13 protein-coding genes are annotated in these 13,883 nt (G+C 51.5%); 11 read left to right on the top strand and 2 right to left on the bottom strand.

Going from position 1 to position 13,883, the window contains the following annotated elements:
- The first annotated feature begins 12 nt into the window (after nucleotides 1–12).
- Nucleotides 13–738, top strand: a complete 726-nt coding sequence (gene hisA, locus P159_RS0111135) for a 1-(5-phosphoribosyl)-5-[(5-phosphoribosylamino)methylideneamino]imidazole-4-carboxamide isomerase (protein WP_029544071.1) — start codon at nucleotides 13–15, stop codon at nucleotides 736–738.
- Between the two features lie 40 nt (nucleotides 739–778).
- Here the strand turns inward: hisA and P159_RS0111130 are convergent, their stop codons facing one another.
- A complete protein-coding gene (locus P159_RS0111130) occupies nucleotides 779–1,096 on the bottom strand; it encodes a helix-turn-helix transcriptional regulator (protein WP_029544070.1) in 318 nt (105 codons plus the stop codon).
- A 400-nt stretch (nucleotides 1,097–1,496) separates the two neighbouring features.
- On the opposite strand from P159_RS0111130, the gene glpA reads away from it, so the two are divergent.
- The 6 genes from glpA to P159_RS0111095 all read left to right on the top strand — a co-directional run bounded on the left by glpA (nucleotide 1,497) and on the right by P159_RS0111095 (nucleotide 8,470).
- Nucleotides 1,497–3,110, top strand: a complete 1,614-nt coding sequence (glpA, locus tag P159_RS0111120) for an anaerobic glycerol-3-phosphate dehydrogenase subunit GlpA (protein WP_029544068.1) — start codon at nucleotides 1,497–1,499, stop codon at nucleotides 3,108–3,110.
- Entirely contained in the window at nucleotides 3,107–4,354 is a 1,248-nt protein-coding gene (gene glpB / locus P159_RS0111115) for an anaerobic glycerol-3-phosphate dehydrogenase subunit GlpB (protein WP_029544067.1), read from the top strand. The genes glpA and glpB overlap by 4 nt, the downstream gene beginning before the upstream one ends.
- Nucleotides 4,355–4,375: 21 nt before the next feature.
- On the top strand, nucleotides 4,376–5,602 hold the full coding sequence (locus tag P159_RS0111110; protein WP_029544066.1) for an anaerobic glycerol-3-phosphate dehydrogenase subunit C: 1,227 nt from the start codon (nucleotides 4,376–4,378) through the stop codon (nucleotides 5,600–5,602).
- A 66-nt stretch (nucleotides 5,603–5,668) separates the two neighbouring features.
- The gene (locus P159_RS0111105) at nucleotides 5,669–5,977 is read left to right on the top strand and encodes a PTS lactose transporter subunit IIB (RefSeq protein ID WP_029544064.1); all 309 of its coding nucleotides are present in this window, start codon (nucleotides 5,669–5,671) and stop codon (nucleotides 5,975–5,977) included.
- Nucleotides 5,978–6,087: 110 nt separating this feature from the next.
- Nucleotides 6,088–7,590 (top strand): glycerol kinase GlpK, encoded by a 1,503-nt coding sequence (gene glpK / locus P159_RS0111100; protein WP_029544063.1) that lies wholly within the window; start codon nucleotides 6,088–6,090, stop codon nucleotides 7,588–7,590.
- Between the two features lie 112 nt (nucleotides 7,591–7,702).
- Nucleotides 7,703–8,470 (top strand): MIP/aquaporin family protein, encoded by a 768-nt coding sequence (locus P159_RS0111095; protein WP_029544061.1) that lies wholly within the window; start codon nucleotides 7,703–7,705, stop codon nucleotides 8,468–8,470.
- Between the two features lie 153 nt (nucleotides 8,471–8,623).
- Here P159_RS0111095 and P159_RS0111085 read toward each other — a convergent pair whose 3' ends face one another.
- Nucleotides 8,624–10,387, bottom strand: coding sequence for a diguanylate cyclase (locus tag P159_RS0111085; RefSeq protein WP_029544060.1), 1,764 nt, complete (start codon nucleotides 10,385–10,387; stop codon nucleotides 8,624–8,626).
- 449 nt (nucleotides 10,388–10,836) lie between these two features.
- Here P159_RS0111085 and P159_RS0111080 point away from each other — a divergent pair, with 449 nt between their 5' ends.
- The 4 genes from P159_RS0111080 (at nucleotide 10,837) to P159_RS0111060 (ending at nucleotide 13,882) form a co-directional block, all read left to right on the top strand.
- Nucleotides 10,837–11,055 carry a hypothetical protein gene (locus tag P159_RS0111080; protein ID WP_029544058.1) on the top strand — a complete coding sequence of 73 codons (219 nt, stop codon included), beginning with the start codon at nucleotides 10,837–10,839 and terminating at the stop codon, nucleotides 11,053–11,055.
- Nucleotides 11,056–11,739: 684 nt separating this feature from the next.
- Nucleotides 11,740–12,528: a 5-oxoprolinase subunit PxpA gene (locus P159_RS0111070; RefSeq protein ID WP_051650317.1), complete on the top strand. Its 789-nt coding sequence runs from the start codon at nucleotides 11,740–11,742 to the stop codon at nucleotides 12,526–12,528.
- A 74-nt stretch (nucleotides 12,529–12,602) separates the two neighbouring features.
- On the top strand, nucleotides 12,603–13,376 hold the full coding sequence (gene pxpB, locus P159_RS0111065) for a 5-oxoprolinase subunit PxpB (RefSeq protein WP_072004147.1): 774 nt from the start codon (nucleotides 12,603–12,605) through the stop codon (nucleotides 13,374–13,376).
- Nucleotides 13,292–13,882: a hypothetical protein gene (locus P159_RS0111060; protein WP_080705980.1), complete on the top strand. Its 591-nt coding sequence runs from the start codon at nucleotides 13,292–13,294 to the stop codon at nucleotides 13,880–13,882. The genes pxpB and P159_RS0111060 overlap by 85 nt, the downstream gene beginning before the upstream one ends.
- Nucleotide 13,883 lies beyond the last annotated feature (1 nt).

The following is a 13,883-nucleotide window of genomic DNA, read 5'->3' as shown; positions in this document are numbered from 1 at the left end:
AGGGGACAGGGCATGAAACTTTTTCCGGCGATAGATATTCGGGGCGGCAAATGTGTGCGGCTCCTGAAGGGAGACTTTGACCAGGAGACGGTGTTCTCTGACAGTCCTGCCGAGATGGCAGCCCAGTGGGAGAGCCAGGGGGCGGAATTCCTGCATCTGGTGGACCTGGACGGCGCCAGGGCGGGCAAGCCCCAAAACCTGGCAACGGTGAAGGCAATTCTTGAGAAGGTGAAGATTCCCGTAGAGCTGGGGGGCGGCATCCGCACCCTGGAGCATATTGAGGAAGTCCTGGACCTGGGAGTCAGGCGGGTTATCCTGGGCTCCGTGGCAGTCCACGATCCGGCCTTGGTCAAGGCTGCCTGTGAGAAGTACGGCGACAAGGTGGTAGTGGGCATTGATGCCAAGGACGGCATGGTGGCAGTGGAGGGCTGGGCTGAGACCAGCAATCTGGAAGCCCCCGTGCTGGGCAAGATGATGGCGGATGCCGGCGTGAAGACCATCATCTACACGGATATCAGCCGCGATGGAACTCTAGCCGGGGTGAATGTGGAAGCCACCGTGGAAATGGCCAGGAGGAGCGGCCTGGAGGTAGTGGCCTCCGGCGGCGTCAAGAGCATTGAGGATATACGCGCTCTGAAGGCATACGAAAAAGAGGGCATTGCCGGAGCTATCCTGGGCAAGTCCCTCTATATGCATACGCTGGATTTGAAAGAAGCTCTGGCTGTGGCCGGAGCCTGACAGGAAAAAACGATAAATCATAAAAATACTGCTGACCGCCTCAATGGCTGGTCAGCAGTATTTTTAATGCGCGTTTCTTGTCTTCGGGAAGATTGTGGATAAGCTTCAACAAATCCTCGTCATTGTCTGCCTGTGTGCTTCCCTTTTCCCTGGGGGGATTGGAGATATCGTTCAGCTCCTCGATGGTGAAGTCCAGGGCCTGGCTGATGCGCAGCACATTGTCCATGGCGGCGCCGCCGATGGAGCCGTTCAGGATGGACAGGAGGGTGGTGTAGGGCATATTTATTTCCTGGGCAAAGGCTTTGAAGGTGTAGCCCCGCGCCTTGATGAGGGACTTTACATAATCTTCTCTTGTCACGGGGATACCTCCTTGTCTTGTTAATTATCGTCCTGCATCTCATTATAGACGTAGATTTGGCAAAAATAAAGGGCAAACTTGACAAAATTAAAAAAAGCTGGACTGAGAGGAATTTTTATGAGTGTTTTATGATAAACACTATCAAGCACGAAAAAACATAATAAAATATGCGTTTTCGTATTGACGAATGAAAGTTGATGTTGTATAGTAATACATGTAAACGAAATATCGTTGTTGGATGCGTTAAGAAATGTCATAACGTGCCCAATATGATAAATTAAGAGCGAAAGCTAAACTCTTTGTATTGAAGCGTAAATTGCGTGTAAATTTTGAAGGGTGCAATGATTGCTCGGTTTATGGCCGCGGCAGTCAGAATGAGCTTAAAAAGGAGAGTTTCACGATGGAGAAAGCAACAGTCGTTGTTATCGGCGGCGGCGCTACCGGCGTAGGCATCCTGAGGGATTTGGCGATGCGTGGCGTGGATGTCATGCTCGTTGAGAAGCAGGACCTGGTGAACGGTGCCAGCTCCCGCTATCATGGGCTCCTGCACAGCGGTGGACGCTATGCAGTGAAGGATCAGGAAGCTGCCAGGGAGTGTATTGAGGAAAATATGATCCTGCGCAAGATTGGCAGATCCTGTGTGGAGGCTTCCGGCGGCATGTTCGTCCGCCTGGACAGCGATGATCCTGACTATGAGCAGCAGTGGGTGCAGGGGTGCAAGGACAGCGGCATTGAGGCTACCCCCATTACGCTGGCCAAGGCGTTTGAACTGGAACCTCTCCTGTCCAAGCATGTGGTTTCCGCTTACCTGGTACCGGATGCAGCCATTGACGGCTTCCGCATGTCCTGGCAGAATGTGGATTCTGCCAAGCGCTACGGCGGCAGGGTGAAGACCTACACGGAAGTTGTGGGCGTCATCAAGGAAAACAACGAGGTTCACGGCATCAAGATCCGTGATTACTTCACCGGGGAAGAGTACGAAATCGGCTGCGATATCCTGGTGAATGCTGCTGGCGGCTGGGCTGGCAAGGTGGCAGAGCTGGCAGAGCTGGAAGTGGGCGTGCAGCCTGACAAGGGCACCCTGATTGCTTTCAACCAGCGCATCACCAATCATGTGGTGAACCGCCTGCACAAGTCTTCCGATGGTGATATCTTCGTGCCTCATGGTTCCATCACCATCTTGGGCACCACTTCCATGAGCGTGCCCAGCGCTGAGGACACCAGCACTTCCCGTGAGGAAGTGGAGCACCTGCTCTCCATTGGTGAGATGACCTTCGAGAATCTGCGCAACTATCGCATGCTGCGTGCCTTTGCCGGTTCCCGTCCTCTTTACATGCCTCCCGGAGGTGCTTCCGGTCGTGGCGCATCACGCGGCTTCGCCATCGTGGATCACGAGAAGCAGGACGGCCTGAAGGGCATGTTCACCATCGTAGGCGGCAAGTTCACCACCTACCGTCTCATGGCAGAGCGCATGGCAGACCAGGTATGCGCCAAACTGGGCAACAAGGAAAAATGCCGTACTGCCGAAGAGCCGCTGGTACCTGAGGTCTCTGAGGAGGCCAAGAAAGCAGCCCGGAAGTATTTCCCGGCTTACGGCACGGATTTGGCCGCTACCCGTCTGGGCCCCGAGCGCTTTGCCAGGGTCACCGAGACTTTGGCCAGGGATCCCGAGAAGCGTGAACTCCTCTGCGAGTGCGAGAACGTCACCCGTGGCGAGGTGGAGGAGATGGCCAAGGAGCTCAGCAGCTTCCGCATCAACGATATCCGCCGCCGTACCCGTTTGGGCATGGGCACCTGCCAGGCTAATTTCTGCGCTCTCAGAAGTGCCAGCGTCTTTGCCAAGGTGGGCAGGGATGAGGCTGCCCGGGATTCCCTAGGGCAGATGAAGGAGTTCCTCCAGGGGCGCTGGAAGGGCATCCGTCCTGTGTTGCTGGGCCGTACCATCCGTGAGATGGAAATGACCAGGGCACTCTACGAATTATCATTTAACGTGAATGGGGGAGAAAAGGAATGAAGCATTCAGATGTCATAGTCATAGGCAGCGGGGTGGCCGGCATGACGGCTGCTCTCGCCAGCGCACAGCAGGGCAAGTCTGTGACGCTTTTGACCTATGGCGCCAGCTCCCTTTCATTGAATAGCGGGCTTATCGATATTTTAGCCTTTGATGATGAGCACAAGGCTGTGAAATCACCCCTTGAGGGAATCAAGAGCCTGCCTGCTGACCATCCGTACAGCAAGATTGGGGCGGATTATGTGGAGAAGGCTGTGGAGTTCTTCTGTGCCTTTGCCAAGAAATATCACCTGCCCTATCATGGCTCACTGAACAGCCAGATGATGGTTCCCACGGCTGTGGGCACTCTGAAGCCCACCTGCCTGGCACCCCATTCCCTGTCCGGCAGCGAGTCCTTTGTGGGCAAGAAGAAGGTAGTGGTTGTGGGCGTGAAAGGCCTCAAGGACTTCTACGCAGATATCATGATCCAGAACCTCAAGAAGGCCATGGGAGAGGAGCTCTCCTATGAATCCGTGGAAATTGATACGGGCATTGAGGGCGGCCGTGACCTGACTATTTTGGACGTAGCTCGCTGGCTGGATACTCCCAAGGGAGTGGATTCCTTTACGGAGCAGCTCAAGAGCTATAAGGGCCAGACTGAGACAGTGCTGATTGTGCCCCAGATCCTGGGCACCAGCGGCCATGCCTGCTACCTCACTGTAGCCAGCCGCATGGAGACCGATGTGGTGGAGACCACGGGCTTGCCGCCTTCCACCAATGGCTTGCGCCTGCAGGCTATATTCCGTCAGGCACTCAAGGACAATGGCGTGGAATTCGTTGAGAACACCAAGGTCATCGGTGCCAGGGAAGAGGGCGGACGCTGCACAGGTGTCATTGCCCAGGCAGGTATCCGCCAGAAGGTCTACACTGCTGACAAGTACATCCTGGCTACTGGCGGCTTCTACAGCGGCGGCATCACCATGCGTGATTTCGAGCAGCCCAGGGAAGAGGTCTTCGGTCTGCCGGTGTTCTTCGTCAAGGGCGAGGAAAACTGGAGCAATGCAGAGCTTTTCTCCAACAAGCCCCAGGGATATGCCAAGACTGGTGTGCTTACGGACGAAAATCTTCGTCCTGTAGATGAAAATGGCAAGCTTGTGCTTGAAAATGTGTATGTTGTCGGACGTGACCTGGGTGGCTACGATCTTTGCTTCGAGCATTCCGGCAATGGCGTGGCTCTGGCTTCCGGCTATAAAGCCGCACAGATGTAAGGGAAGGGAGAGTCCGGAAGAATGAGCGAAGAAAAGATTTTTGAAGAAGAAAAAGCAGTTTATACAGCCGACCACTGCCTGTCCTGCACCTCCTGCATGTCAAGCTGCCCGGTGATGGAAGCTTCCAAGGAGTACCGCGGTCCGAAACTGGTGGGCCCTGCCCATGGCCGCATGCACTTCTCCCAGGATGACTACGAGGACAGCCTTGATTTCTGCTCCAACTGCAAATCCTGTGACCGTGCCTGCCCCTCCGGGGTAGCGGTGTCCACTCTCAATATGCTTCAGCGGGCAGAATATTACAGGCACAATCCCCATTCACAGAGGGATGAGATGCTGGCTCATGGCGAGCGCATGGCCAAGCTTGTGCGCATGATGCCCTTTGGTGCCACTTTTGCCAACCTGGGCATGAAGATCGGCAAGGCCTTGGGCATGTTCGGCATGATGGGCATTGCCGGTGAGCGCAATATGCCAGCCTATGCTGACAAGACTTTCTACCAGCTGTTCAAGGGCATGAGCCAGAAGCCTTCCGACAAGAAGGTGGTCTTCTACCCTGGCTGCTATATCAATGATAACGAGCCCCAGGTGGGGGTGGCTTTCGTGAAAGTCATGCAGGCCAACGGCATCGAAGTGCTCATTGACGAGCAGTTCAACTGTTGCGGTTCTCCCATGGTGGTCACGGGCTACCTTGATGAGGCCCATGAGCATGCCCATAATAATGTAAGCCGCATCCTGGAGTGGAAGAAGAAGGGCATTCCTGTGGTGGCCTGCTGCACCAGCTGCTCACTCATGCTGAAGCAGGAGTATGCAGAGCTCTTCGATGAAGAGGAAATGCACGAGGCAGCCCAGAATGTGTACGATGCCTTTGAGTATCTGGAAATTCTTGAACAGAAGGGCGAGCTCAACACCAGCTTCACGGCTGTGAATGAGGAATTGCTCTATCATGTGCCCTGCCACTTGAAGTCCCAGGGCTTCGGCACTCCTGCCTATGACATCCTTGGCCAGGTGCCTGGGGTGAAGGTGGAGAAGGCCGATGCAGGTTGCTGCGGCATCTCCGGCAACTACGGCTTCAAGAAAGATAAATATGATATTTCCATGAAGATTGGCGAGAAACTCTTTGAACGCATCAAGCTCAGCGGGGCCAATGAGGTCATCTGTGACTGTGGTACCTGCCGTATGCAGATCAATCACGGGACGCAGGCTAAAACCTGCCACCCGATTGAAATATTAGCAAGGGCTTACCAGAAGTAATGCTGGCAGGTCCTGGAAACTTTCCGAAAGGAAGTTTCTAAAGCCACAAGTGAAAGGAGTTTTAAAATGGTTCGTAGAATTGTTTTGCTCTGCTCCGCTGGCGTATCCACCAATATGCTGGTACGCCGTATGGAGAGTGAAGCAGCCCGTCTCGGTTATCCCTGTTCGGTCAGCTTCTATCCGGTGAACGAGGTGAAGCAGGCTGCAGAATTTGCAGACGTGCTCCTCCTGGCTCCTCAGTCTTCCTTTGAGCTTCCCGAGATTCAGGTGAAGTATCCTAATGTGAAGTCTGCGGTGATTCCTAAGGATCTCTATGCCAACATCGATGCAGACAAGATTCTTGACCTCGCTCAGAAAATCGTGGGCGACTATTAAGACTGCTTATCAGGTCCGGGCGTGATTCACGCCCAGGGCTTGGCACCCCGGGGAACACCCAGGTGTACCCGGAATTTTCTTAAAATAATCAATAGAAAGAGGTTTTCAACATGGCAAAACAGTATGTAATGGCTCTGGATGCAGGTACTACTTCCAACCGCGCAATCATCTTTGACCGCAACTCGAAAGTGGTCGGCGTTTCCCAGAAGGAATTCACCCAGTACTTCCCAGAGCCTGGCTGGGTAGAGCATGATGCAGAAGAAATCTGGAGCACCATGGTCACCGTCATGAAAGAAGCTCTTGAGCAGTCCGGCCTTGTGGCCAGCGACATCGCTGCCATCGGTATCACCAACCAGCGCGAGACCACGGTGGTTTGGGATAAGAAGACCAGCCGCCCCATTTATAACGCCATCGTATGGCAGTCCCGTCAGACCGCTCCCATTGCTGAGGAGATGAAGGCAAAGGGCCTCGTGGATGAGGTTAAGGATAAGACGGGTCTCACGATTGATGCTTACTTCTCCGGCACCAAGATTCGCTGGATCCTGGATCATGTAGAGGGCGCACAGAAGAGAGCCGAGAACGGCGAGTTGGCTTTCGGTACTATTGATACCTGGCTTATCTGGAAGCTCACCGGCGGCAAGGCTCATGTCACCGACTACTCCAACGCTTCCCGTACCATGATCTACAACATCAACACCCTTGAGTGGGACAAGCAGCTCATGGAATATCTCAATGTGCCTGCTGCTATGCTGCCTGAGGTTAAGCCCTCCAGCTGCATCTATGGCGAGACTGTTCCCTCTGTCCTCGGCGCTGCTATCCCCGTGGCAGGCGCTGCTGGCGACCAGCAGGCTGCTCTCTTCGGCCAGAACTGCTTCGAGCCGGGCATGGCTAAGAACACCTATGGCACTGGCTGCTTCATGCTCATGAATACTGGTACGGACATAAAGAAATCCAAGAACGGCCTGGTCACCACCATTGCCTGGGGCTTGGATGGCAAAGTTGAGTATGCTCTTGAAGGTTCCATCTTCGTGGCTGGCTCCGCAATCCAGTGGCTCCGCGATGGCATCCGCTTGGTTGACTCTGCTCCGGATTCCGAGTGGGTGGCCAAGAAGGTCAAGGACACCGCTGGTGTGTATGTAGTTCCTGCTTTCGTGGGCCTGGGCGCTCCGTACTGGGATCAGAATGCCCGCGGTACCATCATCGGTATCACCCGCGGCACCACCAAGGCTCATATCGTCCGTGCAACTCTTGACTCCCTGGCTTATCAGACCCGCGATGTGCTGGATGCCATGGAAGCAGATTCCGGCGAGAAGCTGCAGGCTCTGAAGGTTGACGGCGGCGCTTGCGCCAACAACCTCATGATGCAGTTCCAGGCAGACCTGCTGGGCGTTCCTGTTGACCGTCCGCAGATCATTGAGACCACCGCTCTCGGTGCTTGCTATCTGGCAGGCCTGGCTGTGGGTGTCTGGAGCAGCAAGGAAGAAGTCAAGGATGCCTGGAAGCTGGATACCCGCTTCGAGCCCTCCATGGACAAAGAAGAATCCGACCGCCTCTACAAGGGCTGGCGCAAGGCAGTCAAGCATTCCATGCATTGGCTGGATGACGAGGAGTAAGAAAAAACTCCCCGCTTGAGAAGGGATATTTCTCAGAGGGGGAGGAGACTCCTCTCCCTCTGGGATAATATATCAAGTAATCATACTATTATCTAAAGAAAGAGGGATTCACATGGTAACAGGTTCTGAAAACCTTTTAGGCGAGTTCTTGGGGACTATGGTCCTCCTGGTACTGGGCTGCGGCGTTTGCGCCAACCTTACGCTCAACAAGTCCAAAGGTGTAGGCGGCGGGTGGATCTGCATAGCCTTCGGATGGGGCTTCGGCGTTACTTTCGGTGTTTTCACCGCTACTACCTTCGGCGCACCTCAGGCTGACCTGAACCCGGCAGTTACTCTTGCCAAGACCTTTGCAGGTGTTTACACCTTCAGCCAGTTCATCACTACTTCTCTTGTGCAGATCCTGGGCGGCATCGTGGGTGCTACCATTGTATGGCTCACTTACCTTGCTCATTGGGAAGAGACTTCTGATCCTGCAGCCAAGCTCGGTATCTTCAGCACGGCTCCTGCTATCCGCAAGATGGGCCCGGCTCTCCTCACCGAGATCAGCGCTACTTTCTTCCTGATGTTCCTCATCTGGATGACTTTCTCTTCCTGCTTCGGCTACAGCGCAGAGACTGCTGCCAATACCTTCTTGGGCAACGGCTATGGTCCCTACATCGTAGGCATGCTCATCGTGGCTCTTGGCCTCTCTCTCGGCGGCCCCACCGGTTACGCTATGAACCCTGCCCGTGACCTCGGTCCCCGCATCGCTCATGCTATCCTGCCCATCCCGGGCAAGGGCGGCTCTGACTGGGAGTATGCCTGGGTTCCCGTGGTAGGCCCCCTGCTTGGCGCAACCCTTTCCTATGTGGTTTGCAGCGCTCTGGGCTACTTCCACTAAGCCAAACTTAGTTCCAACCAAAACTTCATTGCTCTTTAAGAAAAGCCTGCTCAACGCGAGCAGGCTTTTTGAAATGGTCCACGACAGTTATTTTACTCTCATCTACGGTGTTTTTGATAGTCTCTTTTTGCCCGTCTGTCTCAGCGTACCTCACTAAATTCCTATAACCTGGTTTCTGCCGCCTTCTTTAGCCATATATAGCGCTTTGTCAGCCCTTTTGACTAAGGAATCCATATCATCATCTTTGGCAACGCTGGTGACACCGAAACTCATGGTCACGTGTTTTACCACCCTGTAGCAGTTTTTTTCAACCTGCATTCTGAGGTTTTCTGCAAAGGATTTGGCTTCTTCAAGGCTGGTGTCCGGCAGGGCATAGAGGAATTCCTCACCGCCCCAACGTCCAAAGACATGCTGTGGCTGCAGATTATCCCTGATGAGATCAACCGTTTCCCGCAAAACCATGTCCCCAACATCATGGCCGTAGGTGTCATTGACCAGTTTGAAGTGATCGATATCCATAAAAATCAGGGAAACAGGAGCCAAATCATCTTCATGAAGCTTCAGTATGTCCGTGATCTTGTTTTCCAGTTCCCAGCGATTATAAATGCGGGTCAGACGATCAGTGTAGGCAATCCTGCCCAGTTCTCTGTTGCGCTGGTCGAGTTCGATGGAGGTGGTTTCAAGGAAATGGAGAATCCTATCCACAAAGGGGATGTACTCCCGCTCTTCCTCCTCTGGAGGACTGTCTTTTCCAACGAAGTCTATGCAGATGTGGAACTCATCTTTTGTGGAGGGATTTTCAGCAAGCCCTACTGCTACCAGCGCACTGGTCAGAGATCCTCCTCCCCCGTCCGGGGAATAGAAGAGTTCTGCATAGCCAATGGCAACGGATAGCTCTGGTGAATTTTCTCTGAAGCTGTCGGTTTCACGGCTGGCCTGATCCTTGAGGAATCTTATCCTGTTCCCGCATTCGAACAAGAATACGGCCTCGGGATGAAATCTTTTGAGGCCGTTGACCGACTGGTCAATGATCTGCATAAGATTGTTAGGGTTTCCGTAAGAAAGCCTGAAGGTTTCGCCTTTCACTACATCGGCAGTGAAGTGAATGGAACCATCTTCTCCGAAATTAGAAGGCACTCTGGCCAAGGAACAGTTTTTTCTGTGGAAGATCAGAGGAAACTCACAAACATTGTGGACGAAATAACTGTTAGGGGTTACGTTCAGATATTTGGAATAAACTTCAGTGGCTGGTTTGTGGTCTATTTCTGAAATGATGTGGTCGCCTTCTGTCTTTGTTACCACCATTTGCAAGCCGATTTCCTTGAAGCCGAGGCAGTTGTCCATGTACAGGCGCAGATCATCGCCTGCAAAGATAACAGCAACTATGCCATTGGCACGTGCTTTCCTGCCATATACCAGAGCAGTATTGAGAGCCCTGATGCTGCGGCCAGCTTTTGCTCCAAAAATGGGAAGGTCATGGTGGCTGATTTCATTGATGAAAGCTGTTATAGCTGTGCAGCCGCAGGAATAGCAGATCAGGATGCACCTGGCATCAGGGATGCCCTGAAGTTGATGGTGTGCCAAACGCCCGGCATCAAAACCTGTTTCGGTGTCCATGTCAAAATCAAGTGCCAAGAGCCTGGTAGTCCTGAAGAAGGTAGCATTAAGTTCTACAGGTCTATCCTTGATATCAAATCTTTCATCTGCTATATTGGCGCAGGTAATTCCTACCAGGCAGGCTTTGCTGCATTTTGAACTGATACGCTCGACAATCTGCGTGTCATTAATGTTTATCTTAGGATTATAAAGCTGCAAAAGGACTCCCGAGGCCTTTGTATAGTATTCACTGGCGGTTATCGCAGATATGATTTTTTCCATTTCGTCAAATGAGTGGAAAGTATATTTTCTCTGGATCATAGAATTTGCACCTCTTCAGCAGGTCTGAACTGAGGTAAAATGTAGGCTGTTTGTCCTGTAGTAGTCGTAGAATTTGACCATGGTACTGCCTCCTTATATACTTGTAGGTAGATAGCCTGCTCTGCAGGGCAGAGGTTTGATTTTAAGGTAACAGTGTTTTTCTCCTACTATAGATTTCGACTTGAAGCAGGAATATCCTTCATGTGGGGGAGATTTGACATAGAACTGAATGCTGAACGTCCGTGCATAGATCTGTGTGCGACAGCGATCTTTGAAAAGAATAACTTGTAAATATGACGTTCACCATCATAAAATATTATTTTAATTGCTGAATAGTCTTGATTTTTCCTGATTATATGTGTAAAATTAAAAAGGAAAATCATGATTTAAAAATATCTGTGTTTTGCAAGGTATACCCAAAATCATTTATTATCAGGGAGGAATTTTTAATGGCACGTCAGGTTAATTACGATCAGAAAATCGAGGCAATCAAGGCAAAAATCGAGACTAAGACTGCACAGCTCAAGGCTTTGAAGGACGAATTAGCTAAAGTTGAGAAGGCTGCTGCTGCCAGCAAGAATGAGGAAGTAGCAAACTTCATTGTTGGCAAGGGCTTGAATCCGGCAGAGGTTTTGGCAGTTCTTCAGGAGAGATTCGGCCAGAACTAAGTCTTGGACTACATACGTATAGAAAAGCCGCCTGTTGATGGAAGTCAAAAGGCGGCTTTTTGTGGTATCAGGAAAAGAAAATAAGTCCGCATTTCTTACACAGCCATAGTCCCAAAGGTGATTTTCTTGCCTGATATGCTGATGATGGTTCTGATGATTATCTCAGTGGTCTGTAATGAAATCCCTCCAGAGTCGTATATTATAGTAACTGATGAAAAAATATACGAAACTCAGAAGGAGCGATTGTCATGAAAAATGCAAAGAAAATAGGATTTGACAAGGCAATGAATAAGACTGCTGGCCAAGGACAGGTATTTCCTGTGCTGGTTATGACCCGGCCAAGCTTTCCCTGCATGAAGCCGATTGCTCCATTCAAATGCATCGTAAGATGCTCAATATAAAACAAACAGTGATTACGTACATCTGTGTATACAGTATAAGTGTCGGTATCAGCTTGACAACAGTAAGGATGAAGGATAAAATTAGCCACATAATATTTCAACAAGCAAAGGTGCTTGATGACAGAAGTATCATATTTCTGTTGTCAGGCACTTTTTGTTTGCATAGCCCAGTACAGGTACTGGCAATGAATCTTCAATAGCTGCAAATTATGGCAATGGGGCCGACAGGAGCAGGAATCTATTCTGCACAACCTGTCGGCTTTTTTGAAAGGAGGGGATTTTATTGGTCATAGATTTGAATAGCGATCTTGGGGAAAGCTTTGGAGGGTATACACTGGGGCACGATGAGGAAATACTTCAAGTGGTGAGTTCAGCTAATATTGCCTGCGGCTTTCATGCAGGTGATCCGCTGGTTATGCAGAGGACAGTGGCACTGGCCAGGCAGCATGGGGTGGCGGTGGGGGCTCATCCGGGACTGCCGGATTTAGTCGGCTTTGGCAGACGAAAAATGGCGGTTTCACCTGAGGAGGCATACAGTATAGTGCTTTATCAGGTGGGGGCTTTGGAGGCTTTTGTCTCAGCTCAGGGGCTAAAGCTGCATCACGTCAAACCGAACGGTGCTTTATACAATATGGCGGCCAAGGACAGGGAGCTGTCAGATGCTATAGCGGCTGCGGTTTATGACGCTGACAAGAATCTTATACTATATGGCCTGGCTGGAAGCGAGCTTATCAAGGCTGGAAAGGCCAAGGGACTAAAAACTGCCAGTGAAGTGTTTGCAGACAGAAGCTATCAGGAAGATGGAAGCCTGACTCCCAGAAGTCAGCCAGGTGCTTTGCTGGAGGATGAGGAAGAGGCCGTCGCACAGGCACTGGCTATGGCTGGGGAAGGGCAGGCAAGAACTGCCAGTGGCAAGCTTATCCCTGTCAAGGCCGATACTATCTGTGTTCATGGTGATGGTGCAAAAGCCCTGGCCTTTGCCAAAAGAATACGGGCAGTTTTGGAAACAGCGGGTATCAAGGTGGGAAGTTGTCCTTATGGGAATCATGGCTGTGACTACCCAGCTGCCTAAGCTGTTTGCCTGAATCATGATTTTAGGGGGTTCCCTGCATAGGGAATCTCCTGTTTTAGCTAAGGGAGACTGACATGGAAAACAGTTATCAGATTTTGCCGGTCAGCGAAGGCTGCCTATATGTGAAGTTTGGAGAAAACATAAGCCCTGAAATAAACAGGCAAGCCAGGAAACTATCCAACTATGTGGAGAAACACCCATTTGCTGGTTTTATCGAAACAGTGGTGTCCTATACAGGGCTGGCCGTATTATATGCCCCTGGGGTGGTAAGAAAAGCAGGAAAAAACAAGCTGAATGCTTTTCAGATTGTAGGGGAGTTGATGGAGGAGTACCTGACACAGATGGGCAGTATGCCTGATGAGCCAAGCCGTGTGGTTGAGATTCCTGTCTGCTACGGTGAAGAATATGGACCGGATCTTGAGTATGTGGCAAGTTACCATGGTCTTAGCCAGTATGAAGTGGTTGATATACACATCGGTGGTGAGTATCTGTGCTATATGATTGGTTTCTGTCCAGGTTTTCCCTATCTTGGGGGCATGAATGAACGCATAGCTACGCCGCGCCGGGAAACACCGAGACTGGCTATACCTGCACGCAGCATTGGCATTGCGGGCAGTCAGACAGGAGGCTATCCGATAAGTACCCCGGGAGGCTGGCAGATTATAGGGAGAAGTGCCGTGGATATGTATGATCCTGCAGCAGAGCACCCGTCCTTATTGCAGGCAGGGGACCTGGTAAGATTCAGGAGCATCAGTGTTGAGGAATACAGGGAAATCAGGGCAAGGCGCTTGCCAAGGGAGATGTTCTTGGCAGTGGTCAGGCAGGCAGCTATGCCAGACATCTATTGAAATACTTGCTGTGCAAGGGTGCCAGATCTTTTCGGGCTGCTTCCTGGTATGTGAGCTTGCCCCATCTAAGCGGGAAAGAAATGAGGCGTCCTATAGGTATACTGCAGGGGTTGCAGATGGGGGCATTCAGTGATGAATCATTGCATGATTTATTGACGAAGCAATTCACGATAACCAATGCCTCAGATAGGATGGGCTATCGCCTGGAAGGTCCCAGGCTGCTATTGAAGGAGCAGCTGGAGATGATCAGCGAGATTGCTGTTTTCGGTACCGTGCAGGTGCCTGCCGATGGAAATCCTATAATTCTGATGGCTGATCATCAAAGCATAGCCGGCTATCCCAAGATTGCCCAAGTCATAGGGGCAGATTTGCCCAGACTGGCGCAGATGCGGCCAGGTATGAAGATTTCCTTCAGGGAAGTGCCTTTGAAGGAAGCGGAAGAGCAATTGCTGGAGATGGAACGCTATCTGAGCAGTCTGAAAATCGCATTGAAACATAAAGCGTAGG

It is taken from the genome of Selenomonas sp. AB3002, from assembly GCF_000702545.1.
GTDB classification, from domain to species: domain Bacteria; phylum Bacillota; class Negativicutes; order Selenomonadales; family Selenomonadaceae; genus Selenomonas_B; species Selenomonas_B ruminantium_A.
Note: the sequence above shows the minus strand (reverse complement) of the source record. Positions and strands in the feature narration are given on the sequence as shown.